Source organism: Streptomyces sp. NPDC008317 (assembly GCF_042955955.1).
In the GTDB taxonomy this organism is placed as follows: domain Bacteria; phylum Actinomycetota; class Actinomycetes; order Streptomycetales; family Streptomycetaceae; genus Actinacidiphila.
On record NZ_JBIBFQ010000006.1, the window covers coordinates 383961 to 408181 of the forward strand.

Annotated in this window: 20 protein-coding genes; 9 read left to right on the top strand and 11 right to left on the bottom strand. The window is 73.5% G+C overall.

The window, feature by feature from the left end; all coding sequences use genetic code 11:
* Positions 1-287: 287 nt before the first annotated feature.
* From thpR to ACFY9V_RS21885, 3 genes are all read right to left on the bottom strand, one after another.
* The gene (gene thpR / locus ACFY9V_RS21875; RefSeq protein WP_391162477.1) at positions 288-881 is read right to left on the bottom strand and encodes an RNA 2',3'-cyclic phosphodiesterase; all 594 of its coding nucleotides are present in this window, start codon (positions 879-881) and stop codon (positions 288-290) included.
* Positions 882-1313: 432 nt separating this feature from the next.
* Positions 1314-2867, bottom strand: a complete 1554-nt coding sequence (locus ACFY9V_RS21880; RefSeq protein WP_391162479.1) for an MFS transporter — start codon at positions 2865-2867, stop codon at positions 1314-1316.
* 278 nt (positions 2868-3145) lie between these two features.
* On the bottom strand, positions 3146-3586 hold the full coding sequence (locus ACFY9V_RS21885) for a MarR family transcriptional regulator (protein WP_355337431.1): 441 nt from the start codon (positions 3584-3586) through the stop codon (positions 3146-3148).
* 144 nt (positions 3587-3730) lie between these two features.
* Between ACFY9V_RS21885 and ACFY9V_RS21890 the strand changes: the two genes are divergently transcribed.
* Positions 3731-3982: a ribbon-helix-helix protein, CopG family gene (locus tag ACFY9V_RS21890; RefSeq protein WP_355337428.1), complete on the top strand. Its 252-nt coding sequence runs from the start codon at positions 3731-3733 to the stop codon at positions 3980-3982.
* Here ACFY9V_RS21890 and ACFY9V_RS21895 read toward each other — a convergent pair.
* Positions 3952-5361, bottom strand: a complete 1410-nt coding sequence (locus ACFY9V_RS21895; protein ID WP_391162572.1) for a solute carrier family 23 protein — start codon at positions 5359-5361, stop codon at positions 3952-3954. The genes ACFY9V_RS21890 and ACFY9V_RS21895 overlap by 31 nt on opposite strands.
* 173 nt (positions 5362-5534) lie before the next feature.
* Here ACFY9V_RS21895 and ACFY9V_RS21900 point away from each other — a divergent pair, with 173 nt between their 5' ends.
* Both ACFY9V_RS21900 and ACFY9V_RS21905 read left to right on the top strand, forming a co-directional pair.
* Positions 5535-5813 carry a DUF2530 domain-containing protein gene (locus ACFY9V_RS21900; RefSeq protein WP_355337425.1) on the top strand — a complete coding sequence of 93 codons (279 nt, stop codon included), beginning with the start codon at positions 5535-5537 and terminating at the stop codon, positions 5811-5813.
* 30 nt (positions 5814-5843) lie between these two features.
* Positions 5844-8339: an HAD-IC family P-type ATPase gene (locus ACFY9V_RS21905; RefSeq protein WP_391162480.1), complete on the top strand. Its 2496-nt coding sequence runs from the start codon at positions 5844-5846 to the stop codon at positions 8337-8339.
* Between the two features lie 21 nt (positions 8340-8360).
* On the opposite strand, the gene ACFY9V_RS21910 is transcribed toward ACFY9V_RS21905, so the two are convergent.
* Both ACFY9V_RS21910 and ACFY9V_RS21915 read right to left on the bottom strand, forming a co-directional pair.
* On the bottom strand, positions 8361-11597 hold the full coding sequence (locus ACFY9V_RS21910; RefSeq protein WP_391162481.1) for a sacsin N-terminal ATP-binding-like domain-containing protein: 3237 nt from the start codon (positions 11595-11597) through the stop codon (positions 8361-8363).
* 141 nt (positions 11598-11738) lie between these two features.
* On the bottom strand, positions 11739-12647 hold the full coding sequence (locus ACFY9V_RS21915) for a DUF3027 domain-containing protein (protein ID WP_391162482.1): 909 nt from the start codon (positions 12645-12647) through the stop codon (positions 11739-11741).
* A gap of 259 nt (positions 12648-12906) precedes the next feature.
* Between ACFY9V_RS21915 and ACFY9V_RS21920 the strand changes: the two genes are divergently transcribed.
* The 4 genes from ACFY9V_RS21920 to ACFY9V_RS21935 all read left to right on the top strand — a co-directional run bounded on the left by ACFY9V_RS21920 (position 12907) and on the right by ACFY9V_RS21935 (position 16545).
* Positions 12907-14286 (top strand): MFS transporter, encoded by a 1380-nt coding sequence (locus tag ACFY9V_RS21920; protein WP_391043088.1) that lies wholly within the window; start codon positions 12907-12909, stop codon positions 14284-14286.
* Positions 14287-14439: 153 nt separating this feature from the next.
* Positions 14440-14931 (top strand): hypothetical protein, encoded by a 492-nt coding sequence (locus tag ACFY9V_RS21925; protein WP_355337414.1) that lies wholly within the window; start codon positions 14440-14442, stop codon positions 14929-14931.
* A gap of 77 nt (positions 14932-15008) precedes the next feature.
* Positions 15009-15671 carry a futalosine hydrolase gene (locus ACFY9V_RS21930; protein ID WP_391162483.1) on the top strand — a complete coding sequence of 221 codons (663 nt, stop codon included), beginning with the start codon at positions 15009-15011 and terminating at the stop codon, positions 15669-15671.
* Positions 15661-16545 (top strand): 1,4-dihydroxy-6-naphthoate synthase, encoded by an 885-nt coding sequence (locus ACFY9V_RS21935; protein ID WP_355337408.1) that lies wholly within the window; start codon positions 15661-15663, stop codon positions 16543-16545. Before ACFY9V_RS21930 ends, ACFY9V_RS21935 begins: the two co-directional genes overlap by 11 nt.
* Positions 16546-16708: 163 nt before the next feature.
* Here ACFY9V_RS21935 and ACFY9V_RS21940 read toward each other — a convergent pair whose 3' ends face one another.
* Positions 16709-17092: a cold-shock protein gene (locus ACFY9V_RS21940; protein WP_033173507.1), complete on the bottom strand. Its 384-nt coding sequence runs from the start codon at positions 17090-17092 to the stop codon at positions 16709-16711.
* A 165-nt stretch (positions 17093-17257) separates the two neighbouring features.
* Between ACFY9V_RS21940 and ACFY9V_RS21945 the strand changes: the two genes are divergently transcribed.
* Positions 17258-17506 carry a hypothetical protein gene (locus ACFY9V_RS21945; RefSeq protein WP_355337403.1) on the top strand — a complete coding sequence of 83 codons (249 nt, stop codon included), beginning with the start codon at positions 17258-17260 and terminating at the stop codon, positions 17504-17506.
* A gap of 58 nt (positions 17507-17564) precedes the next feature.
* On the opposite strand, the gene ACFY9V_RS21950 is transcribed toward ACFY9V_RS21945, so the two are convergent.
* Both ACFY9V_RS21950 and ACFY9V_RS21955 read right to left on the bottom strand, forming a co-directional pair.
* Positions 17565-18218 carry a haloacid dehalogenase-like hydrolase gene (locus ACFY9V_RS21950; protein ID WP_391043085.1) on the bottom strand — a complete coding sequence of 218 codons (654 nt, stop codon included), beginning with the start codon at positions 18216-18218 and terminating at the stop codon, positions 17565-17567.
* Positions 18219-18581: 363 nt separating this feature from the next.
* Positions 18582-19604 carry a hypothetical protein gene (locus tag ACFY9V_RS21955; protein ID WP_391162484.1) on the bottom strand — a complete coding sequence of 341 codons (1023 nt, stop codon included), beginning with the start codon at positions 19602-19604 and terminating at the stop codon, positions 18582-18584.
* Positions 19605-19730: 126 nt separating this feature from the next.
* Between ACFY9V_RS21955 and ACFY9V_RS21960 the strand changes: the two genes are divergently transcribed.
* The gene (locus ACFY9V_RS21960) at positions 19731-22259 is read left to right on the top strand and encodes a helicase-associated domain-containing protein (RefSeq protein WP_391162485.1); all 2529 of its coding nucleotides are present in this window, start codon (positions 19731-19733) and stop codon (positions 22257-22259) included.
* Here ACFY9V_RS21960 and ACFY9V_RS21965 read toward each other — a convergent pair.
* A complete protein-coding gene (locus ACFY9V_RS21965) occupies positions 22222-23301 on the bottom strand; it encodes a VanZ family protein (protein WP_391162487.1) in 1080 nt (359 codons plus the stop codon). The genes ACFY9V_RS21960 and ACFY9V_RS21965 overlap by 38 nt on opposite strands.
* Before the next feature lie 74 nt (positions 23302-23375).
* Positions 23376-24203, bottom strand: a complete 828-nt coding sequence (locus tag ACFY9V_RS21970) for an LPXTG cell wall anchor domain-containing protein (RefSeq protein WP_391162488.1) — start codon at positions 24201-24203, stop codon at positions 23376-23378.
* Positions 24204-24221 lie beyond the last annotated feature (18 nt).

The following is a 24221-nucleotide window of genomic DNA, read 5'->3' on the forward strand; positions in this document are numbered from 1 at the left end:
CGGCGGAGCCCGGAGGAACACGGCGGGTACGGCGGGCGCGGCGGGCGGAACAGCCGCGGCGGCCGTGCCCGCCGAGCCGTGATCCGGCCCGGACGGCCGGATGGCCGGATGGCCAGGCGGTTGTGCGGCCCGCGCAGCCGGGTGGTGTGGACGGACGGTCCGGGGTGCCGCCGCGGGTCAGCCCAGCGCGGCGGCGACGACCACCACCACGAGCATCAGGAAGAAGGCGGCGGTCATCACACGAGTACGGGTCTTGGGGTCCACACCCCGAGGTTAACCGGCCCCGGTCACCCCTCCGGCCGGTGGGCCGCCGGGCGGCCCAGCGGCCAGGACTCCTGCGTCGTGTAGCGGGGCTGCTCGCCGGGGACCCCGGAGCGCGGCAGGGCGCTGCTGACCAGGTGGAGGGTGTCGGCGCTCCAGGCCGCCCCGTGGAGGGCGGCGAGGGCGTCGGCGAAGGGCCGCAGGCTCACCGCGTGGCCGCGCTGGGTGCGGGCCAGGGTGAGATGGGGCCGGAAGGCGTGCTCCGCGTCGGGTGGCGCGCCCGCCCGCCGGGCCGCGGCCCGTACGGAGCCCGCCAGCGCGGCGAGACCGGTCAGGTCGCCGTCGGCGCCCGCCCACAGCGCGCGGTCGCCGAACCGGCCGCCGCCGGACAGCCGCAGTGCGCAGGGTCCGTGACGGGCGGCGGCCCGGCCGAGGCGTTCCGCCAGCTCGGGTCTGACGGGGTCGGCCACCTCGCCGAGGAAGGCGAGGGTGAAGTGCCAGCTCTCCCGGGCGGTCCAGCGCAGCGCCGAGGCGTCGGGCAGACGCCTCAACGGGCCGACCGCGTCGGCCAGTTCGTCGGCGACGGACGGTGGCGGCAGCAGCGCGACGAAGAGCCTCACGGCACCGGCCGTACCGGGACCGGGCGAGCCGTGACCGGGCGGCGGCCCGGAACACGCCGGGCCGGAGCGAGGCGTGCCACAAGCAGACGTGCCGTAACCAGCCGTGCCCGAACCGACCGGGCCGGAGCGAGGCATGCCGTAGGCAGACGTGCCCGAACCGACCGGGACGGAACTGACCGTGCCGGAACCGACCCGGCGGGGGCCGCCGCCTGCACCGGTCCCGTGAGCCCGCGCGGGCTCATACGGGCCGCGCCTGGGACCGGGTCCGGGACTGAGCCTGGGACCGGTCCCGCGCCTGGGCCGCCACCCGCACCGGCTCCGTGAACCCGCGCGGGCTCATACGGGCCGCGCCTGGGACCGGGTCTGGGACTGAGCCTGGGACCGGTCCCGCGCCTGGGCCGCCGCCCGCACCGGTCCCGTGAGCCCGCGCGGTCATACGGCCGGGGTGAGCCGGGGCGCCGACTCGTCGTCCTGAGGCTGGGTCTGAGGCCGCGCCTGGGACTGAGCCTGAGCCTGGGCTTGGGACCGGGTCTGAGCCTGGGCCTGGGACCGGTCCCGCGCCTGGCCCTGAGGCGTCGGCGTCTTCGCGTCCGGGCCGGGCGCCGGAGCGCCCTCCCCCGCCGCCTCCGGCGCGTCCTCGGCGTCCACGTCGCCGGTGACCGGCTCGCGGGGCACGAAGGAGAGCAGGGGCCGGCCCTTGGCCCTGCCGCGGCGCAGGTTCAGACGGGGCCGGAGGCCCCCGATCCGCGCCAGGACGACGGCGACGGCCACCGCGGCCGCCGCGGAGATCAGGCCGCCGGACAGGAAGCCGACGCGGGCGCCGTAGGTGTCGGTCACCCAGCCCATCACCGGACCGCCGATCGGGGTGCCGCCGACGAAGACCATCATGTACAGGCTCATCACCCGGCCGCGCATGACGGGTTCGGTGGCGAGCTGGACGGTGGCGTTGGCCGTCGTGTTGAAGGTCAGGCCGAAGATGCCGATCGGGACCAGCAGGACGGCGAAGATCCAGAAGGCGGGCGCCACGGCCGCGGCGGCCTCCAGCAGCCCGAAGACGCAGGCCGCGGCGACCAGCATGCGCAGCCGGGTACGGGTGCGGCGGGCGGCGAGCAGCGCGCCGAGCAGGGAACCGGCCGCCATCAGGGTGTTGAGCAGGCCGTAGGTGCTGGCGCCGCTGTGGAAGACCTGGTTGACGAAGGCGGAGAGCCAGATCGGGAAGTTGAAGCCGAAGGTGCCGATGAAGCCGACCAGGACGATCGGCCAGATGAGGTCCGGCTTGCCCGCCACGTAGCGCAGGCCCTCGCGGAGCTGGCCCTTGCCGCGGGGCACGCGGTCGACCCGGTGCAGCTCGGAGGTGCGCATCAGCAGCAGGCCGACGAGCGGGGCCATGAAGGACAGGCCGTTGAAGAGGAAGGCCCAGCCGCTGCCGACGGCCGTGATCATCACACCGGCGACGGCGGGGCCGATCAGGCGCGCGGACTGGAAGTTCGCGGAGTTGAGCGAGACCGCGTTGCGCACATGGCTCGGGCCGACCATCTCCATGACGAAGGTCTGCCGCGCGGGGTTGTCGATCACGGTGACCATGCCGAGCAGGAAGGCGATCGTGTAGACGTGCCAGACCTGGACGACACCGCTGAGGGTGAGGACGGCCAGCAGGAGTCCCAGGAGGCCGAGTACGGCCTGGGTGAGGATCAGGATCTGCCGCTTGGGGTAGCGGTCGGCGATGACGCCGCCCCAGAGGCCGAAGAGCAGCATCGGCAGGAATTGCAGCGCGGTGGTGATGCCCACCGCGAAGGACGAGCCGGTGATGCTGAGCACCAGCCAGTCCTGGGCGATCCGCGACATCCAGGTGCCGGTGTTGGACACCACGGCGCCGGTCGCGAAAAGCCGGTAGTTGCGGACCTTGAGCGAGCTGAAGGTGCTCGTCCTGCCGTCCGCGGGTCGGTCAGGTTCGGTTGCGGTGCCTGGTCCGGCTGCCGAACTCAATCGGGTCTCGCCTCCCCTTCAACAGGTGGTCGGTCATGCTGTCCGATGGCTCGCGCGGCACAGGTGTCGTACGGGTCATACAGCTCGTGCGGTGCATACGGTCGTGCGGTTCGTGCTGGTCATACGGTCCTACGGTTCGTTCAGGTCATACGGTTCACGCAGGTCATACGGTCATACGGTTCGCGCAGGTCATACGGTCATACGGTTCGCGCAGGTCATACGGTTCGTGCGGGTCATGCGGTCATACGGTTCACGCGCGTCGTACGACGTCGTACCGGTCACAGGTGAGCGAGCTTCTCCAGGACGGGAGCCGCCTCGCGGAGCACCGCGCGCTCCTCGTCGGTCAGCCCCTCGGTGAGCCGGGCCAGCCAGGCGTTCCGCGTGTCGCGGGCGTCGGCGAGGATCGCCTCGGCCTGCTCGGTCTGGCTCACCACCACCTGGCGCCGGTCGTCGGGGTGGGGTTCCCGGCGGACCAGCCCCTTGGCCTCGAGCATCGCCACGATGCGGGTCATCGACGGCGGCTGCACGTGTTCCCTGCGGGCCAGTTCGCCAGGGGTGGCGGACCCGCAGCGGGCCAGGGTGCCCAGCACCGCCATCTCGGTCGGGCTGAGCGTCTCGTCGACACGCTGGTGGCGCAGTCGGCGGGACAGGCGCATCACCGCGGAGCGCAGCGAATTCACCGCGGCGCGGTCGTCCTCGGACAGTTCGGTCACGTTCATTAGGTTAGCTCATTAGCTAATCTAAGTAAAACTTGGCCAAGCGGGACCCCACTCAACCCTCATGTGCCCTTATCTCACCCATACGGGTGAGATGGCCGCCGAAAGTCCCCCGCGGCGGCCCCCCGTCCGGGGACCTTTGGGCGTATGGCATCGAGAGTGCTCAGCCTCCGCATAGACGCAGACCTGTGGGACCGGATCCGCGACCATGCCGCCAAACGCGGAATGAGCGCCCAGGACTATGTGGTCCAGGCGCTCATCCGTGACGACTTCGACGAACGGTTCAAGACGGCCGTCGACGAGACGGAGCGGTTCTACGGGCAGGACGGGCCGCTGAGCGGACCCGCCCCCACCCCTCAGGCACCGGCTCAGAGCAGGCCGAGCGCGGGCATCAGGTAGTAGAAGGCGAAGACCGCGGCCACGGCGTAGAGCGCGACCGGCACCTCGCGCCAGCGGCCGGCGGCCAGCCGCAGCAGGCAGAAGCTCAGGAAGCCGATGCCGATGCCGTTGGTGATCGAGTACGTGAACGGCATCATCACCATGGTCAGGAACGCCGGCACCGCGATGGTGAAGTCGCTCCAGTCGATCTCCCGGACCGAGCCCGCCAGGATCAGGAAGCCGACCGCGACCAGGGCGGGCGTGGCCGCCTGGGCCGGGACCATGGTGGCCAGCGGTGTGAAGAACAGCGCGAGCACGAACATCAGGCCGGTCACGATGCTGGAGAGACCTGTCCTGGCGCCCTCGCCGACGCCCGCCGTGGACTCCACGAAGCAGGTGTTGGCGGACGAGGAGGAGGCGCCGCCGACGGCGGTGGCGATGCCGTCGATCATCAGCACCTTGTTGATGCCGGGCAGGTCGCCCTTCTCGTCGAGCAGGTCCGCCTCGTCGCTGACGCCGAGGATGGTGCCCATCGCGTCGAAGAAGCAGGACAGCAGCACGGTGAAGACGAAGAGCACGCCGGTCAGGATGCCGACCTGGTGGAAGCCGCCGAAGAGGCTGACCTTGCCGACGAGGCCGAAGTCGGGGCTGGCGACCGGGTTGCCGGGCCACTTGGGAACGGTGAGGCCCCAGTTGGCGGCGGGGATGTCGGCGACGGCGTCCACGATCACCGCGAGGACCGTCATCGCGACGATGGAGATCAGGATCGCGCCCGCGACCTTGCGGATGATCAGCGCCAGGGTGAGCAGCGTGCCGAGGATGAAGATCAGCACGGGCCAGCCGTTGAGGTGGCCGTCGGAGCCGAGCTGGAGCGGCACGGTGGTGTGAGCGGCGTCCGGGATACGGGTGACGAAGCCGGAGTCGACCAGGCCGATCAGCATGATGAACAGGCCGATGCCGATCGCGATGCCCTTGCGCAGGCCGAGCGGCACCGCGCTCATCACGCGCTCCCGCAGCCCGGTGGCGACCATGATCATGATCGCGAAACCGGCGAGCACGACCATGCCCATCGCGTCCGGCCAGCTCATCTTGGGCGCGAGCTGGAGGGCGACGACGGTGTTCACACCGAGCCCGGCGGCGAGCGCGATCGGCACATTGCCGACCACGCCCATCAGCAGGGTGGTGAAGGCGGCGGTGATCACGGTCGCGGTGACGAGCTGGCCGCCGACCAGGTGGTGGCCGTACTTGTCCACGGCGGAGCCGAGGATGATCGGGTTGAGCACGATGATGTACGCCATCGCGAAGAACGTGGCGAGACCGCCGCGAATCTCCCTCGGGATGCTGGACCCGCGCTCGGAGATCCGGAAATAGCGGTCAAGGCCGGGGGCGGCGGGCGGCATACGGGTCCTCAAGGTGCTCAGCTTGGATGATCATACGAACAAATTCGGCCAGCGCGTGGCTGCTTCAGTATGAATAAACAACTTGTCAAACGCCATCTGCGCGCGTAGATCCTTGAACCGCAGGGCCGCCACCACCTCGCGGGCACCGCGACCGGCCCCCTTACGATGGGCGCATGAGCAGCAACCGGACCCCCCTGCGCGAGGCCCCAGAGCCGCTGGAGGCCAACGATGTGGCCACTGTCACAGTCGGCACGATCATCTGGGCCGTGCTGTTCGTCGTGCAGCTCCCCTTCTACGGCTGGTACGCGGATCACGGCCATACGTGGCTGATCTGGACCTGTCTGGCGGGTGCGGGGCTCGGGCTGATCGGCCTGAAATACGTCACCGCGCGGCGGGCCGCGATCCGTCGCGCCGCCGCGGCGCGCGGTCAGGAAGGGACCTCCGCCGGGTAGAAGCGCCGGGCGCCACGTACCGTCGGACCCATGACGGAACGCACGGACACGGAGGTCGTCACCCGGAAACCGGGACTGACCGGCGGCGAGGTCGCGGAACGCGTCGCGCGCGGCGAGGTCAATGACGTACCGGTACGCTCCTCCCGCTCAACTTCCGAGATCGTCCGGGCGAATGTCTTCACCCGGTTCAACGCGATCATCGGCTTCCTTTTTCTGATCATTTTGGTGGTCGGTCCGATCCAGGACGGCCTCTTCGGCTTCGTGATCGTCGCCAACACCGCGATCGGCATCATCCAGGAGCTGCGCGCCAAGCGGACCCTGGACAGCCTCGCCGTGATCGGCGAGTCCAAGCCCTCGGTGCGCCGTGACGGTGCGTCGGCCGAGATCCACACCTCGGAGATCGTCCTCGGCGACCTCATCGAGTTGGGCCCCGGTGACAAGGTCGTCGTGGACGGCGTCATCGAGGAGGCCGACGGCCTGGAGATCGACGAGTCGCTGCTGACCGGTGAGGCCGACCCCGTGCTCAAGCACGCCGGGGACCAGGCGATGTCGGGCAGCTTCGTGGTGGCGGGCGGCGGCGCCTTCACCGCCACCAAGGTCGGCCGGGAGGCGTACGCGGCGCAGCTCGCCGACGAGGCGTCCCGCTTCACGCTGGTCAACTCCGAGCTGCGCAACGGCATCAGCCAGATCCTCAAGTACGTGATGTGGATGATGGTGCCGACCGCGGTCGGCCTGATCATCAGCCAGTTCACGGTGGAGAGCCACGACGGCAGCGAGGCCGTCCGCCGTACGGTCGGCGGCATCGTGCCGATGGTGCCGGAGGGCCTGGTGCTGCTGACCTCGGTGGCCTTCGCGATCGGCGTGATCCGGCTGGGCCGCAAGCAGTGCCTGGTCCAGGAACTGCCCGCGATCGAGGGCCTGGCCCGGGTGGACATCGTCTGCCTGGACAAGACCGGCACCCTGACCGAGGGCGGCATGGACGTCTCGGACCTGCGCCCGCTGGACGGCGCGGACCGCGACTACGTCGCCCGCGTCCTGTCCGCGCTCGGCGCCTCCGACCCGCGCCCCAACGCCAGCCTCCAGGCCATCATCGACGCCTACCCCCGGCCGGGCGGCAGCGCTTCGAAGGACGGCTCCAAGGCAGGCTCCGAGGACGGCGACCAGGACAGCGCCCAGGACAGCGACCAAGTCGGCGACCGGGACGACAGCGCCGCCAAGGACACCGCCGCGGACGGCGGTTGGCGCTGCACCGAGGCACTGCCCTTCAGCTCGGCCCGCAAGTACAGCGGCGCCGCCTTCAACGAGCCCGACGGCACCAGCAGTACGTGGCTGCTCGGCGCGCCCGACGTGCTGCTGCCCACCGGGCACGGCTCGCTCGCCGAGATCGACCAGCTCAACAACGAGGGCCTGCGGGTGCTGCTGCTGGCCCGCACCGACCGCCCGCTCGACGACCCGCGGGTGGCCGAGACCGTCACCCCGTACGCGCTGGTCGTCCTCGAACAGCGGCTGCGGCCCGACGCCGGTGACACGCTGCGGTACTTCGCCGAGCAGAATGTGCAGACCAAGGTCATCTCCGGCGACAACGCGGTGTCGGTCGGCGCGGTCGCCGGCAAGCTCGGGCTGCCGGGCGCGGACGCCCCGGTGGACGCCCGCCAACTGCCCACCGACCAGGACGAGATGGCGCAAGTGCTGGAGGACGGCGCCGTCTTCGGGCGGGTCACGCCGCAGCAGAAGCGGGACATGGTCGGCGCCCTCCAGTCCCGCGGGCACAACGTGGCGATGACCGGCGACGGCGTCAACGACGTACTCGCCCTCAAGGACGCCGACATCGGCGTCTCCATGGGGTCGGGTTCCGAGGCCACCCGCGCCGTCGCGCAGATCGTGCTGCTCAACAACAGCTTCGCGACGCTGCCTTCGGTGGTCGCCGAGGGCCGGCGGGTGATCGGCAACATCACCCGGGTCGCCACGCTGTTCCTCACCAAGACGGTCTACTCCGTGCTGCTCGCGGTGCTCGTGGTGTGCTGGCAGGTGCCGTACCCCTTCCTGCCGCGGCACCTCACGCTGCTGTCCACGCTCACCATCGGCGTGCCCGCCTTCTTCCTGGCGCTCGCGCCCAACAAGGAGCGGGCCAAGCCGCATTTCGTCCGGCGGGTCATGCGGTACTCGACCCCCGCGGGGATCATCTGCGGGCTCGCGGCGATGCTGTCGTACCTGCTGGCCCGGCACCACTACTCCGGCAGCGGGGCGCTGGACGCCGAGACCAGCGCGGCCACGCTCACGCTGTTCCTGCTGGAGGTGTGGGTGCTGGCGATCGTGGCCAGGCCCTACACCTGGTGGCGGATCGCGCTGGTGCTGGCGATGGGCGTCGGCTTCCTGATCGTGCTGGTCGTCCCGTGGCTCCAGTCCTTCTTCGCGCTGAAGCTGGTGGGCGCGCAGATGCCGTGGACGGCCGTCGGTATCGCGGTGGCGGGCGGACTGGTGCTCGAAGTGGTGTGGGGGTGGGTGCGCAGGCGCGACACGGCGTGAGCCCCCACGCCTGAGGGCCCGTCAGTCGAACCAGCGGTCCATGGCCAACTCTTCGGTACGGGTGGGGTCTTCGAGGAGTGCGGCCAGTTCGAAGCGGCGGTGCCAGTGGGTCGTGGCCCACGCCAGGCCCGCGGCCACGCCCTCGACCGTGGAGGCGTGCAGGGTGCCGTCGACGTAGCGCCAGGAGAGTTCGACGTCCCCGGTGACGAGCAGTTCCTCGTGCTCGATGTACGTGGCGGGGGCGCCGGGGAGCAGGTCGTGGACGGCGGGCAGCACGTCGTGGATCTCGCCCTCGGAGACGACACGGGCCTCGACGGCGTCGCTGAGGCGGCGGACCTGGAAGAGGTCGGCGAGGTCCGCGGCCAGCCGGGGCGGCACGGGCAGCAGGGCGCGGCCCGCGGCGAGCGGCAGCAGGTCGGGGGCGTCGGCGACCAACGCGTCGGCGGCGGCGACCACGCGGGGCACGCCGTCCACGACGGCCCGCAGGTCGTCGGGGAGCGTGACCTGCTCGGGGTCGAGTTCGGCCAGCGCCGCGTAGAGGTGGTGGAGCTGGGCGGGGGTGACCCGCCGCTCGGGGTCGGCCAGCCGCGCGAGGAGTTCGGCGGCCCCGCCCGGTTCGTCCAGCAGCGCGCGTACGGAGGTGCGGACGCCCAGCGCCCGCAGCACCTGCTCGTCCACGGCCGTGCCGGTGGCGGCCTCGTCGTAGAGCCCGGCGAGCAGCGGGTCGCCGCCCGCCGCGCGCAGGCCGACCGGGCGGCGGCCGTCGAGCACGGGGTGGTCGCGGAGCCACCAAGCGGCGTAGGGGCGTACGGAGTCGGTGGTGCCGTCGGGGAGCAGGACGCGTACGGGCGCGGTGATCGCGTCGCGCAGCGGGGGGCGGGAGAGCAGCGCCAGCGCCTGCGGCCAGGCGTCGTCGTCCACCAGGTCGAGGTCGCGGACGCCGATCACCTCGGTGGCGACCGGCGGCACGTCGGTCTCGGGGAGGCGGTCCAGGACGTCCTCGCACCACACGTCGACGGCGTCGAGCAGGCCGATGTCGTCGGGCTCGGCCCAGTCGCTGTCGCGCGGTTCGAGGTCGTCGGGGTCGAGGACGACGTCGGCGGCGCGGACCAGCGCGAAGGTGGCGAGCACCCCGACCGCGGCGAGCGGCTGTTCGCCCCAGCGCTCGGCCAACTCGGCGTCCACCGCGGCCAGTTCACCCTCGCGCAGGACGGATTCCAGGGCACTGCCGGGGAAGACCAGCTCGCCGGCCGGGGCGAGTTCACCCTCCTCGTCGGGCAGCGCGAGGGCGGCGAGCCACGGCTCCTCGCCGGGCGCGAGCCCCGCGGCGCGGGCCAGAGCGAGGACGTTGTCGGCCAACTCCTCGGTGTCCAGGGCGTTCTCGTCGTCCCAGGCGGCGCCCTCGTCGTCCAGCGAGGCGGCCACGGCGGCCCTGACCTGAGGGGTGGTCAGGACGGCGCGCGGGGTGGCGGGGGACGCGCCGAGCTTTTCGAGCAGCGGGTGCACGGCGTCGGCGTGGGCGACGCGCAGGCCGAGGCGGGCCAGCGCGGCGGGGTCCACCGCGCCCGTGTCGCCGTCGTCCCCCTCCCCCGGCACCGGCAGCAGCACCTGGCGCGGGCCGACGACCGTACGGCCGTCGGCGAGCGGCACCGGGAGACCGCTGAGGACATCGGCGTCGGTTCCGGCCAGCGCGTCGTACAGGCGCCACCACCAGCCCGCGGGGCGTTCGGTGCCCGCGAGGCGGTCCACGGCGTCGGCGAGGGTCAGCCGGGCGACGCCCAACTGGCGCAGCGCGGGCCGCCGTTCGAGCGTGGAGGGGACCAGCGTCGGCAGCACCTCGGCCAGGACGCGTACGGCCTGCGCGGTGGCGCCCTCCACGACCTCGGCCTCGACCGGGCGCAGCGCGGGCGCCTCACCGGCCAGCGGGCCGCCGCCGTCCCAGGAGCCGTCGTCCGCGGCCTTCTCCGCCGCCTCGGGGCCGTCGGGGCCGCCGTCGGGGCGCGGCTCGGCGGCGCGCGGCAGGAAGGCGGTACGGGGCAGCTCGGCGAGGATTCTGCGGCGCAGCTCGGCGTCGAGTTCGCCCTTGCCCAGCGGTCCCGGCACCAGGTCGACCACGCCGGTGCCGACCGGCCGCCAGTTGGCCAGCAGCGCCACGTACGACTCGGCGGCGCGGGCCAGCAGGAAGTCGGTGAGCGGGCCGAGGGCGGCGTGGCGGCGGGTCGGGTCGAGCGGGAAGGAGGCGAGCAGCAGCGCGGGCAGGCCGAGCGGTTCGTCGGTGGGCGTGGGCGCGTGGACGACGGGCGCGGTGCGGGGCGCGGCCGGGGCGCCCTCCTCGTCCACGGGGACCGCCCAGGTCACCGACCAGACGGGGCGCAGCCGTTCCTCGACGGGGCGGTCGGCCAGCAGGTCGGGGGTGAGGGCGCCGGAGGCGGACGACACCCGCCAGCGGGCGGCGCCGTCGCGGTCGCTGTCCTCGATGACCACGTCGCCGTCGTCGGTCTGACGGCGGGTCAGGGTCCGTACCCCGTCCGGGGTTTCCACCACGACCTCGGACAGGCCCGGCAGCGCGAGCAGCAGCGCGTCGTCCACGGCCGCCAGCAGCCGGGCCGCGAGGTCGCCCGCGGCGCCGTCGCGCAGCGGCAGCAGCACGACGGTGTCGTACGTGTCGGGCGCGCGGCCCTCCGCGGGGAACGGCAGGCGCAGCAGGGGGACATGGCCGTCGCGGCGCCGCAACTCATCGGTCAGGCCGGGGACTTCGGCGGCCAGCGCGCGGGCCTCGGCCAGCGACCAGCGAACGCCGCCGGTGCGGCCCACCACGGCCGGTTCGTCGCTGACGGCCAGCACCGCCGCGAAGCCGACGCCGAAGCGGCCGACGGCGGCCGGGCCGTCGTCGCGCTTGGCGGAGGCGCGGAGCGTGGACAGCGACTCGACGGCGGCGGCGTCGAGCGGCGCGCCGGTGTTGGCGGCGGCCAGCAGGGCGGGGTCGTCATCGCCCTCACCGGCCCCGTGGAGGGTCAGCCGCAGGCGGCCGGGGACACCGGCCCGTACCGCCGCGTCGGCGGCGTTCTGGGCCAGTTCCACGACGAGGCGGTCGCGGTAGCCGCCGAGGGCCAGGTCCTCCTCGGCGTTCGCGTCCTCACGGAAGCGGGCGGCCGACGCGGACCAGGCGGTGGTCACGCCCGCGCGGAGCGCGGCGGTGCCGAAGGGGTCGCTGGTGGCTTCCGTGACGACCGTCGGTCGGGTCCCTGCGCGGCTCACGTGGCCCTCCGGTTGTTGCTGCGGCCCGCGGCCGGGCCCCTGTCGGGGCGACCGTACCGCCAATGGCGCCGCGCCCGCGCGGCGCGGTCGCCCGCACGGGGTTCACCGCCGCCCCCGGCCCACCGGCCGGGGGTACCGCGGCTACGAGCCGCGCGGCCCGTCCGCCGCGGCGGCGTCGTCGTCCGCCGGGGACACGCGGCCGGGGTGCAGGGAGACCTGCTCGGTCTCCTCCATGTCGTCCAGGACCATCGGCGGCGGGGTGGGGGTCTTGGGCATCACGGCGGCCTCGGAGTGGCCGCCGCAGCCGTAGGACAGGGAGACCAGGCGGCCGTCGGCGGGCGAGAACTCGTTGGCGCAGATCCCGAACGCCTGGCTGAGGGAGCCCTTGATCGCGACGAGGAAGCCGCAGCTCACGCAGTTGGCGGGCGCGGCCTGGGCCATGGGCGTCTTGGCGCCGAACTGCTCCTCCCAGCGGTCGGCGGCGGCGTGCAGACCGTAGCGGGAGAGCACCCGCGGCCGTCCCATGCCGATCTCGGCGGCGACCGCGGTGATCGTCGCGGGCGTGGGCACCACGAAGTCGGCGTCGGAGGCGTCCGCGGCGCTCTCGGGACCCGCGGAGCCGTCCGGGGCGTCGGCCGACCCGTCGGGGAAGCCCGGGAAGCGCTCGTCGTCCTCGCCGGTCCACCCCGGCTCCAGGCGCAGGTCGTCGGCCTCGGTGGGCAGCAGGTCGCCGGGGCCCATGTCGCCGGGCCGCAGCCGCTCGCTCCACGGCACCCATTCGGGCGCGAGAATCGCGTCGTCGCCCGGCAGCAGCACCGTCTCGTCGATGGTCACGACCTTGGCGCGGGAGGCCCGCGTGAGGGTGGTGGCCCAGCGCCAGCCGCGGTAGGCGGGCTCTTTACAGGCGAAGTAGTGGGTGACGACGCGGTCCCCCTCGGCGACGACGCCGAGGTGCTCGCCGACGGACTGCGGCCCCGCCGCCTCCTCCGTCACAGCCAGCGCGACATCGACCGCCTCGGCGCACAGGCGGTCAGGGGTACGGCTTCGCATCGCAGCACTCACAGAAATCGTTTCTCTCTCTACGCCGTCTCACGTGTGCGCCGCGACGCGACGGACCCGACGCGGAAAACCGGGGCGGAGCGGACCTGCGGACCGCTTCGACGCCTTGGTTTTCTGCCTTCGTGGCCCTGCCCGAGCGTCTTCGGGCGCACCTGTTGTCACCCATTCTGCGCGATCGCACGCTACCTGTGCGCACCACGTGCGCAAAGGAGGGGGTGCGTGGTCTTCCGATTGGGGCAGGATTGCTGTCGTGGCACGAACGGTGACTGCGGGCCCAGGGCCCGTGCGCAGGGCCGGACGCGCCCTCGCTAACGGCGTGGGGCGGTCCGGCGGTGCCTTGCGCCGTCGTATCAGGCGTACGACACACGCGGGCGGCGCGGGCGAGTCGGGGCTGGCGAAGCTGATCGAACTGCACGCCGTGAACTCGGCGGGCGACATGTTGATCACGATCGCGCTCGCGAGTTCGGTGTTCTTCTCGGTCCCGACCGGACAGGCCCGCGGCCGGGTCGCGCTCTATCTGCTCGTGACGATGGCGCCGTTCGCGCTCCTGGCCCCGGTGATCGGTCCGCTGCTCGACCGGCTCCAGCACGGCCGCCGGGCGGCCATAGCGATGGCGATGATGGCGCGCGGCGTGCTGGCCTGGACGATGGCCGGGGTGATCAGCACCGCGGGCCTCGGCCTGTATCCGATGGCGCTGGGCGTCCTGGTGGCGTCGAAGGCGTACGGCGTGGTGCGAAGCGCGGTGGTGCCACGGCTTCTGCCGGACAGAACGACACTCGTGAAGGCCAATTCACGGGTGACGCTGGCGGGTCTGCTCGCGACGGCCATCGCCGCGCCGGTCGGCGCGGGGCTGCACGCCTTCGGCCCGCAGTGGCCGCTCTACGGCGCCTTCGTGATCTTCATCGTCGGCGCGCTGCTGTCGATGTCGCTGCCCTCGAAGGTCGACTCCTCGCGCGGCGAGGGCAAGGTCCGGCTGTCGGCCGACGAGGAGGCGCCGCCGGAGCCGTCGGGGATTCCGGGCAAGCGCCCGAGCCTGCTGGGCGTCGGCTCCTCGGTGCTGCACGCCCTCCAGGGCAACGCGGGGCTGCGCTCGCTGTCCGGCTTCCTGACGATGTTCCTGGCGTTCATGCTGCGCGAGCATCCGCTGGGCGGCCTCACCGCGGCGACCTCCCTGGGCGTCGTGGTCGTCTCCGCCGGCGCGGGCAACGCGCTGGGCACGGCGCTCGGCGCGTGGCTGAAGGCGCGCGGCCCCGAGATCATCATCGGCAGCGTCCTGATCTGCTCGCTGACGGCGACGATCGCCGCGGCCACCTGGTACGGCCTGGTCACCGTCGCCGCCGCGGCGGCCGTCGCGGGCATCTCGCAGGCCCTGGCGAAGCTGTCCCTGGACGCGCTGATCCAGCGCGACGTGCCGGAGTTGGTGCGCACCTCCGCCTTCGCCCGCTCCGAGACCGCCCTCCAGCTCTCCTGGGTGGTCGGCGGCGGCCTGGGCATAGTGCTCCCGCTCAACGGCCAGCTCGGCATGTCGGTCGCGGCCTGTCTGGTGCTGGTGGCGTTCGTGGTGTCGGTACGCGGCCTGTTCGGCTCGGCGCGGCGCGGCGGCAACACGGCGTCGGCACGGGTGGCGTAAGGACACCGGCCGTACGCGGTACGGGCCCTGGCGTACGCGGCGGGGGTCCGGCCGTAACCGGCACGGGTGTACGGCGGCGGTGATCGCCGGGCCGTCGCGGGACACGTCCCACCCCCGCGCAGCCTGGGGGCAACAGCCCGGTAGCCTCCTGCCATGAGCATTCGCCGCGCTGCCACCACCATCGGTGCCGTCTCCCTCGGGCTCGTCGCCCTGACCGCCTGCGACAAGCCGACCCCCCTGGCAACCGTGACCGTGGGCACCCGGTCCGTGACCGCGGAAGCCGTGGACAAGTGCTACGCCCACGGCAAGCTGCTCCCCCAGGCGATCTTCGAGGCGTGTCTGACGGCCGCCCCCAAGCACCACCTCACGGTCGGCCTGGGCGACCAGGTACGCATCGGCGTCGACCCGAAGCTGGCGAAGAAGGGCTGGCTGCTCGCCAACGGCACCCAGCTCGTCACGCAGGAACTGCTCAAGAACCAGACGTACTGGACGCTCGACAGCGGCACCCTGTTCACCGTGCAGGACCAGCAGACCGGCCAGTCCACGCAGGTCAAGGAAGTCACCTTGAACATCGTGGAGTCCGGCGACCTGACGGGCCGCAAGACGTACGGCATCTGGAAGATCAAGCTCGTCCGCGGCAAGTGACACCCGACCGCGCCGCCGGTCCCGCGCCCGGCCCGGAACCCGGTCCCGCGCCCGCGCCTTACGGCAGGCTCCTCGTCGTGACCGCGGTGGACGCCGAACGCGCGGCCGTCGAGGCCGGGCTGAGCGCGGCGCCACCGCCCACCGCCGTGACGGCGGACGTGATCGCCGCCGGCGTGGGTCCGGCGGCAGCGGCGGCGGGCACCGCCACCGCGCTGGCGCTGGCCGAGGCGGCGGGCGCTCCGTACGGCCTGGTGGTCTGCGCCGGGATCGCGGGCGGTTTCGCGCCGGTCGCGCCCGTGGGCCATGTGACGGTCGCGGAGACGGTCGTGGCGGCGGACCTGGGCGCGCAGACCGACGAGGGCTTCGTACCGGTCGTGGAGCTGGGTTTCGGCACCTCTGAGCACCGGCCGCCCGCGCGGCTGAGCCGGGGCGTGGCGCGGGCGCTGGGCGCGGCGTACGGCCCGCTGCTGACCGTGAGCACGGTCACCGGCAGCGGGGAGCGGGCCGCGGAGCTGAGCGGCCGTCACCCGGGCGCCGTCGCGGAGGCAATGGAGGGCTTCGGGGTGGCGGAGGCCGCCGCGGCGCGCGACGTGCCGATGCTGGAGATCCGCGCGGTGTCGAACGCCGTCGGCCCCCGTGACCGCGAGGCGTGGCGGATCGGCGACGCGCTGGCGGCCCTGACGGTGGCGTTCGGGAAGCTCCCGGCCGCCTTGGAGGTTGAAGCCACACATGACGACTGACACCGCGAACACGGGCCCGGCCGGGGCGCCGCACGACGCCGCGCTGCGGATCGCGTACTCCCCCTGTCCCAACGACACCTTCGTCTTCCACGCGTGGGCGCACGGCCTGGTGCCGCAGGCGCCGCCGCTCGACGTGACCTTCGCGGACATCGACATCACCAACGGGATGGCCGAGCGCGGCGAGTTCGACGTGCTGAAGGTGTCGTACGCGGTGCTGCCGTGGGTGCTGGACGAGTACGCGCTGCTGCCGTGCGGCGGGGCGCTGGGGCGCGGCTGCGGGCCGCTGGTGCTGACCCGGGAGCCGGGCGCGGACCTGGCGGGCAAGACGGTCGCGGTGCCCAGCGAGCGGTCGACGGCGTATCTGCTGTTCCGGCTCTGGGCGGCGACCGAGGTGCCGGGCGGGGTCGGGGCGATCGTGGTGCTGCCGTTCCACGAGATCATGCCCGCGGTACGGGACGGCCGGGTGGACGCCGGTCTGGTGATCCACGAGGCGCGCTTCACGTACCGGAACTACGGCCTGCACAAGCTCGCGGACATGGGTGAGCACTGGGAGGCGACGACCGGGCTGCCGATCCCGCTGGGCGCGATCATCGCCAAGCGCTCGCTCGGCAAGGAGCGGCTGCACGCGCTCGCCGAGTCGGCCCGTACGTCGGTGCGGATGGCGTGGGACGACCCGGAGCCGTCGCGCGACTACGTGCTGGAGAACTCGCAGGAGATGGACCCGGCGGTCGCGGACCAGCACATCGGGCTGTACGTCAACGAGTTCACCGCCGATCTCGGCGAGGACGGATACGCCGCCGTACGCGGACTGTTGACGCGGGCCGCCGCCGAGGGACTGGTGCCGCCGCTCGCCCCCGACGCGCTCGCATTCTGACCGAGATTTTCGTCGGGTGGCCGGAATTCACCGTGCCCGTTGCGCACTTGCGCACTTGCGCACTTCGGCACTTGCGTACTTCGGCACTTCGCCGCTTTACCGGAAGGCGGGCTTCCGGCAAAGCGGCGCTAAAAACGGTCGACTTCCCTACGTCATAGCGGACTCATACGTCGAGCTGATCGGCGACAACGCGCAGTACGGAAGCGATCTTGTGTCCGTGCGCCTTGTCGGGATACCGGCCGCGCTGGAGGGAACGCGCGACGTCTTCGAGCAGCGTGGTGAGGTCCTGGACGATCGGCAGCAGCTCATCGGGTTTACGGCGCTGTGCCGCCGCCACCGAGGGAGCGGGATCCAGAAGTGTCACCGAAAGCGCCTGATCACCGCGCTGTCCTGCGACGACGCCGAATTCCACGCGCTGGCCGGGCTTGAGCGCAGCGACTCCGTCAGGCAGCACCGACGAGTGCACGAAGACGTCGCCGCCGTCATCGCGGGAGAGAAAGCCGAAGCCCTTCTCGCTGTTGAACCACTTGACTTTGCCGGTAGGCACGTCCGACCTCGTCCTCATTGCTCGAAACGACTCTGAATAAGACTTCAGCGGGTCCATCGGAGACCCGCTGGCACCAAGGCTAATGGCCTGGTGCTGTGTGACAAGACGCCAAGGTCCCGTTCCCCGGCCGTTCGACCGCCCCCTGAACGGATCTACCCTTGTCCGGTGAGCAAACAAACCATGGGCGCCGGTGACCTCCTGGTCCGTGTCGGCGCGATCGTCTTCCTCGTGGGCGCGGTCGGCACTCTCGTCACCGTCGCGCCGCTGTTGCTGGGCACGCATACGCTGCCGACGCCCGCGTATTTCGTGTCCATGCTGATGGGCGTGGGTATGGCGGTGGCGCTGTGCGGGCTGCTGCGGTCCGCCCTCGCGCAGCGGCAGACCTCACGGGAGCGGGGCGCGGCCGGTTCCTGAACCGGCCGCCGGGCTCTCCCGCCGAAGCCGGCGGCGGCTTGCGCCGTCCCCGGTGCGCTCAGGCAGCCGCGGACGTGTGGGCCGCGAACCAGGCCGGAAATTCGGTGAGATCGTCCAGGACGACATCGGCTCCGGCCGCCCGCAGCTCCGCCGCGTCGCACGGGCCCGTGGCCACCGCCACCGACAGCGCGCCCGCCTTCCGCGCGCCGCGCACGTCCCCGACGTGGTCGCCGACGTACACGCTCGCGCCGTACTCGATCAGCGCCTGCGCCTTCTGCTCCGCCCACAGCCAGCCGCGCACCTCGGCCTCGATCCCGACGTGCGCCAGGTGCAGTTCCGCGTTGGGCCCGTACTTCGCCGTCACCACCACGGGCCGCCCGCCGCCCGCCCGCACCGCCGCGACCGCCTCCGCCGCACCGCGCATCGCGGGCGTCGGCGCGATGGCGTGGTCCGGATACAGCGCCCGGTACAGATCGCCGATCTCGGCCACGCGCTCCGCGGGGAACCAGTTCGCCAGCTCGTCGTCCAGCGGCGGGCCCAGCCGCGTGACCGCCAGCTCCGAGTCGATCCACACGCCGGTTTCCGCCGAGAGCCGGTCGTACACGGCCTTGATCCCCGGGCGGGAGTCGATGAGGGTCATGTCGAGGTCGAAGCCCACCGTGAGGGTGGGCCGGGGCGGTACGGGGCTGAGGTCGCTGGTCACGCCCTCCATTCTCCCCTGCCGGGTCAACCCGATTTTCGCCCCCGCAGGGGGCGCGGGGAACTGCGCGACCAGCCCCCACCGGCCGGTGGTCGGGACTCCATCGAATTGCCCCTCTGGGGCCGGTGGTGACCTGCGGGAGCATCGTGGCTGAGCGCGCAGTTCCCCGCGCCCCTAAAAGATCGGCCCGCCGCCCAGCGCAAAGGGGCCGCCTGGGGCCGCGCCCCTAAAAGATCGGCCCGCCGCCCAGCGCAAAGGGGCCGCCTGGGGCCGCGCCCCTAAAAGATCGGGCCGCCGCCCGGCGCAAAGGGGGCGATCGGGGCCGCGCCCCGGGGAGGACCCGCCTTCGCGAGGGGGGCGTACCGGGGCGGAGCCCTAGGCGCGGCGGCGGGCGCGGAGGATCAGGTAGAGGGCGGAGCCAACGGCGGCGACGCGGACCGCGAAGGGATAGGCGTCCTGGAAGGCGTGGCCCATCTGCCCCTGGGCGATGGGATCGCCCCACTTGCCGGTGTCGCGCCCCCAGACCCAGACGACGAGCCCGAGGGCGGCGGCCCCGGGAATCCCGAGGATGCCGAATTTGGCCTGGCGTCGGGTGAGTTGGCGGGAGAGATAACCGGCGAGCCAGCCGAGGCCGAGGGGAATCCAGGAGCCGATGACGGCGCCCGCGACGAGAAGGGCGGCGGCGAGCAGGAGCAGCGGGCTGCCCCAGGTGACGGTACGGGCGGCGCGGCGGCGCGGCAGCCAGCGGCGGCGCGGACGGGCGGCGACCTCCTCCTCGTACGCGGCCTCCTCCTCGGCCTCTTCCTCGACCGGCGCACGCGGCGCCCCGGGCCTGACCCTGGCCCGGGTGTCACCGTCGTCGTCCAGATCCTCGTCGTCGAAGGGGATGAAGACGCCGCCGGTCATACCGGGCAGGCCCGTGAGTTCGTCACCGGCCCTGAGGTGACCGTCGCGGCGCTCGTCCCGGTCCCACCAGTCGTCCTTCTTTCCCGCGCCCCCGCCGCCGCCCCTGCCGCCGCCGCCCTTGCCGCCGTCGGCCTTCTCCGTACCGTCCCTGCCCGCCGTCTTCCGCATCGACGGCACGCCGTACGGGCCGTAGGGGCCCCCGGCGGGCGCGGACGGGGACGAGGGCGGTGCCGGGGCCTCGGGGGCGGCGGCGCCGGACGAGGCGTCGCCGGAGCCGCCTGCCGCAGCCTCCACGACGGCGTCCGGGCTGCCGATCCGGCCCAGGATGCGGCGGACGGTCGCCGGGTTGTCGCTGTCCTTGCGCTCCCGGTCGATGTCGGTGCGGAGCTGCGCGACCAGCCGCATGCGCTGGGAGGCGGGCAGCGCGGTCTGCGCGAGGTCGCCGATCCGGCTGAGGTAGTCGAACACCATCTGGTCGCTCTCGACACCCACCGCCAAGCCCCTTTGTCCGCGCCCGTGTCCGACCCTGCACCGACCGTACCCGCCCGCCGTCACCGCTGTCCTCATCCGCGGCCGCCGTCCATGGCCGCCGCGACGAGGGGGGCTAATGTGGAACGGATGACGACCGGAGGGCAAGGATCTGTCCCGCGCACGCTCGCGGAGGACCTGCGCGCACGTGACGACGAGGCGCTGGGGCGGCTGCTGCGCGCCCGGCCGGACCTGCTGAGCCCCGTACCGAACGACCTGACGCAGCTCGCGACCCGCGCCTCCACCCGTACGTCGGTGGTCCGCGCGCTGGAGCACCTGGACCGCTTCACGCAGCAGGTCGCCGAGGCCCTGTCGGTGACGCGGGACCCGTGCTCGTACGGGACGCTGCTCACGCTGATGACGGGCGGCCCCGAGGGCACCGGCCACGCGGAGCCGCTGGACGCGGAGCTGGTGGCCGCGGTGACCGCCGCGCTGCCGCGCGCCGTGGACGTCCTGCGGGCGCGGGCGCTGCTGTGGGGCCCCGACGACCGGCTGCGGCTGGTGCGCACCGCGCGGGACGTGCTGGCGCCCGCCGCCACCGTGCCGTCCGCGACCGGCCTCGGGCCCTCGGTGAGCGAGGCGACCTCGGGCATGTCGCCCTCCCGGCTCCAGGAGATCCTGGCGGACGCCGGGCTCGATCCGACGCACGACCCGATGAGCGCGGTCACCGCGCTGGCCGGACTCTTCGCGGACCGCGACCGCACGGCGGCGCTGCTGGACACCGCGCCGGACGGGGACGCGCGCAAGGTGCTCGACCGGCTGGTGTGGGGGCCGCCGTACGGCGAGGTACGGGACGCGACCGTGCCGGTGCGGGCCGCGGACGCGGTGACGCCCGTGCAGTGGCTGCTCGCCCGCGGCCTGCTGCTGCCCGCGGGCCAGCACAATGTGCTGCTGCCGCGCGAGGCCGCGCTGAGCCTGCGCGGCGGCCGGGCGCACCGTACCCCGGAGCCGCTGCCGCCCGCCGTCGCGCCGGTGCCGCGTACCGAGCGGACCGTGGACATGACGGCGGCGGGGCAGGCGTTCACGGCCGTCAGCACGGTCGGCGAGCTGCTGAAGGAGTGGCAGACCGGCGGTCCTTCGGTCCTGCGCGCGGGCGGCATCAGCGTCCGCGACCTCAAGCGGACCGCGACCGCGCTCGACCTGACCGAGGCGCAGGCCGCCTTCTGGCTGGAGCTGGCCTACGCGGCCGGGCTGATCGCGACGGACGGGGAGCTGGACGAGGCGTACGCGCCGACGCCCGCGGCCGACGAGTGGCTGCTGCTGCCCGCGCAGGAGCGGTGGGCGACGCTGGCCGCCGCCTGGCTGACGGCGACGCGGACGCCGGGCGTGGTCGGCAGCAAGGACGCCAAGGGCCGCGCGCTGTCGGCGCTCGGCCCCGACCTCGACCGGTCGCTCGCGCCCCGGGTGCGCCGCCGCGCGCTGCGCGTCCTCGCCGATCTGCCGCCGGGCTCGGCGGCGGCCCCCGACGAATTGCTGGCCCGGCTGCGCTGGGAACGGCCGCTGCGGCCCGGCGCGGACGCGCTCCGCGCCGACCTGCTGCGCTGGACGCTCCAGGACGCCGAGAATCTGGGCCTGACCGGGCGCGGGGCGCTCGCCGCGCACGCCAGGCCGCTGCTGGGCGGCGCGGGGACCCGCACGGCGGCGGAGTCCGCCGCGGCGGCCGGTGCCGCGGCCGGGCTGCTCGCGCCGCTGCTGCCCGAGCCGCTGGACCACGTACTGCTCCAGGCCGACCTGACGGCGGTCGCGCCGGGGCCGCTGATGGCGCCGCTCGCCGAGACGCTCGGGGTGCTGGCCGACATCGAGTCCAAGGGCGGCGCGACGGTCTACCGCTTCACACCGGAGTCGGTACGGCGCGCCCTGGACGCCGGGCGCACGGCGGCGGAGCTCCAGGACTTCCTGACCTCGCACTCGCGCACGCCGGTGCCGCAGCCGCTGAGTTACCTGATCGACGACGTGGCGCGCAGGCACGGCACGCTGCGGGTGGGGGCCGCGTCGGCGTATCTGCGCTGCGACGACGACGCGCTGCTGACCGAACTGCTCGCCGACCGGCGCGCGTCGGGCCTCGGGCTGCGCCGCCTGGCGCCGACGGTGCTCGCGGCCCAGTCCGAACCGGCCGTGCTGCTCGACAAATTGCGCGCGATGGGTCTGGCGCCGGCCGCCGAGTCCGCGGACGGCGATGTGCTGATCACCCGCGCCGATGCCCGCCGCACCCCGCCGCGTACGCCGCCCACGCCCGTCACGGACGGGCCGCCGGTGCCCGCGGGGGCGCTGCTGGGGGCCGCGGTGAAGGCGGTCCGCGCGGGCGACCGCGCCTCGACCGCCGTGCGCCGCTCGCCGGACTCCGCGGTGTCCTCGACCGCCGCCGGGAGCGCGGACGGCGGCCTGCCCCGTACGCCAGCGGCCGACACGCTCGCCACCATGCAGGCGGCGGTGCTGAGCGGCGAGTCGCTGTGGATCGGTTACGTCAACGCGGACGGTGCGGCGAGTCAGCGGGTGATCGCGCCGGTACGGGTCGAGGGCGGCTATGTGACGGCGTACGACCACACCGTGGACGAGGTGCGCACCTTCGCGCTGCACCGGGTCACGGGCGTTTCGGAGCTGGCCGACGACCCGGCCTGACGCGCGCCCGCACGGTCCCTTCCGGCCGCACGGTCCCTTCCTGCCGCAGGCCCCGCCGGACGTCGCGGCGCCCGTCCTGGCGCGGTCCGCTGTCCGGGCGCCTGCGCTGCCACCAGTGGTGGCGGCGCGGGTAGAGGGCGCGGCCGAGGCGCAGGCCCAGCAGCAGGTAGCCGATGAGGGCGCCCGCGGTGTTGAGGATGACGTCGTCGATGTCGAAGGACCGGCCCACGATGATGACGCCCTGGGTGGTCTCCACCGTCAGCATCACCAGACCGGTCAGCACGCCCACCCTGAGCAGGCCGCGCGCCTTCGGGAACAGCATCGGCAGCAGGATTCCGAAGGGCACGCCGAGCAGGATGTTCCCGCCGATCTGCTTCACCGCGTCGCGCGTGCTCGGCCCGTTGAGGTAGGCCCTGATCGAGTGACCCGGATGCAGATTGGAGTGGATCAGCGAGACGGAGGCCGGTGACGGCACCAGCGTGACCTTCGCCAGCGCCACCGCGAAGGCCACCATCCCGACGATCGCCGCCGCGAGCACCACCACGCGGGCGAGCGTCGCGCCCCACGAACGGCGTTGCAGCAGGGGGACGTACGGCTCCTCGACCGGCTCGGGCTCGACGACGGGGGCGGCCTTGGGCTTCGGCCCGAACCTGGACTTCAGCGTGGGCCTCGGCTCGGGCTGCGGGGTCGCCTTCGGACCGGCCTCGGCGGCCGGGGGCGCGGCCTTCGTCCAGGGCCAGGTCCGGGCGGGCGCCGTGTCCCGAGCCGTCGTCCGCGCCGTCGCTGCCGTCTTCGCGGGTGCTTTCGCCGGTGCCTTCTGACGGGTCCTGGCCTGGGCGCTGGTACGCGGCTGAGCGGCCTTGCGTACGGGGGTGCGTGCGGGCTTGGCCGCGGACCTCGCCGTGGGGGCCGGGTCCGCCGTGGCCTTCGGCGCCTTCGCCTTCGGCCCGTCCTTCGGTTCCTTCGGCGCCGTGCGGAACAGCGCCATCCTCACCGCCATGAACCCTTGCCCCCTCGCATAGGCACCGTCATGGCGGCGCATACCCGCGACCGGCCGCCGTACGCCGTCCGCACACGACGACTCGGACGGCCGATCTCCTTGGGCGGCAGGGGACTTCAGCCGTGGCGGCCCCTGCGGCGCGTCGCCGCGACGAGCAGCCCGCCCGCTCCCAGCGCTCCGGCCGCCGCGACGGCCAGCCACTCGGTCTCCGCACCGGTGTGCGGGAGGTGTCCGGGGGGCGAGGTCGGAGGTGACGTGGGCGGGGAGGTCGGGGGCGTCGTCCAGCCCGTCGTGGGCGGAGTGGTGGGGGGCGTCGTGGGGGGTGTCGTCGGAGGCGAGGTGGGCGGCGAGGTGGGCGGCGTCGTCCAGCCCGTCGTGGGCGGGGTCGTGGGGGGCGTGGTCGGAGGCGAGGTGGGCGGCGTGGTCGGCGGGGTCGTCGGAGGCGTCGTCCAGCCCGTCGTCGGCGGCGTGGTGGGCGGGGACGTGGGAGGCGAGGTCGGAGGCGTCGTGGGAGGCGTCGTGGGAGGTGACGAGTACGGCGGGGTCGTCGGCGGGCACGACGTGCTCTCGCCGGGCGACGGCCACCCGGTGTCGGGGGCGGACGACCATCCCGTATCGCTGTACGAGGGCCCGTCCGCCGGGCTCGGGGCCGCGCCGGCCGCCGAACCGGGGAGCAGCAGCCCGGCCGCGGCCATGACCGCGGCGCCGACGACGGCTGTGGAGGCCGCTACGGCCCGCAGCTTCCCCCGCTCACGCGGGTCTGCGGGGGGAAGCGCGGGGGGAGGAGACAGTGGGTTGTCCATAGCGGGCAGATAACAGCAGGTCGGGTGCGACGCGCCGGTCGCCACGTACGCGATCGGCGCAGCTTCGCTCGGATGGCGAACGGTTGCGCGCAGGGTTGGCCGCCATCGGGGTGAACCGCGACACGCGGTCTTGACCGCCATTCGCAGTACAATTCTCTG

Bases quoted from the DNA above. Each gene is read 5' to 3' on its own strand.
- ACFY9V_RS21885 (WP_355337431.1), bottom strand. From the start codon at position 3,586: ATGAACGTGACCGAACTGTCCGAGGACGACCGCGCCGCGGTGAATTCG.
- ACFY9V_RS21890 (WP_355337428.1), top strand. From the start codon at position 3,731: ATGGCATCGAGAGTGCTCAGCCTCCGCATAGACGCAGACCTGTGGGAC.
- ACFY9V_RS21895 (WP_391162572.1), bottom strand. From the start codon at position 5,361: ATGCCGCCCGCCGCCCCCGGCCTTGACCGCTATTTCCGGATCTCCGAG.
- ACFY9V_RS21900 (WP_355337425.1), top strand. From the start codon at position 5,535: ATGAGCAGCAACCGGACCCCCCTGCGCGAGGCCCCAGAGCCGCTGGAG.
- ACFY9V_RS21905 (WP_391162480.1), top strand. From the start codon at position 5,844: ATGACGGAACGCACGGACACGGAGGTCGTCACCCGGAAACCGGGACTG.
- ACFY9V_RS21915 (WP_391162482.1), bottom strand. From the start codon at position 12,647: ATGCGAAGCCGTACCCCTGACCGCCTGTGCGCCGAGGCGGTCGATGTC.
- ACFY9V_RS21925 (WP_355337414.1), top strand. From the start codon at position 14,440: ATGAGCATTCGCCGCGCTGCCACCACCATCGGTGCCGTCTCCCTCGGG.
- ACFY9V_RS21935 (WP_355337408.1), top strand. From the start codon at position 15,661: ATGACGACTGACACCGCGAACACGGGCCCGGCCGGGGCGCCGCACGAC.
- ACFY9V_RS21950 (WP_391043085.1), bottom strand. From the start codon at position 18,218: ATGGAGGGCGTGACCAGCGACCTCAGCCCCGTACCGCCCCGGCCCACC.
- ACFY9V_RS21960 (WP_391162485.1), top strand. From the start codon at position 19,731: ATGACGACCGGAGGGCAAGGATCTGTCCCGCGCACGCTCGCGGAGGAC.
- ACFY9V_RS21965 (WP_391162487.1), bottom strand. From the start codon at position 23,301: ATGCGCCGCCATGACGGTGCCTATGCGAGGGGGCAAGGGTTCATGGCG.
- ACFY9V_RS21970 (WP_391162488.1), bottom strand. From the start codon at position 24,203: ATGGCGGTCAAGACCGCGTGTCGCGGTTCACCCCGATGGCGGCCAACC.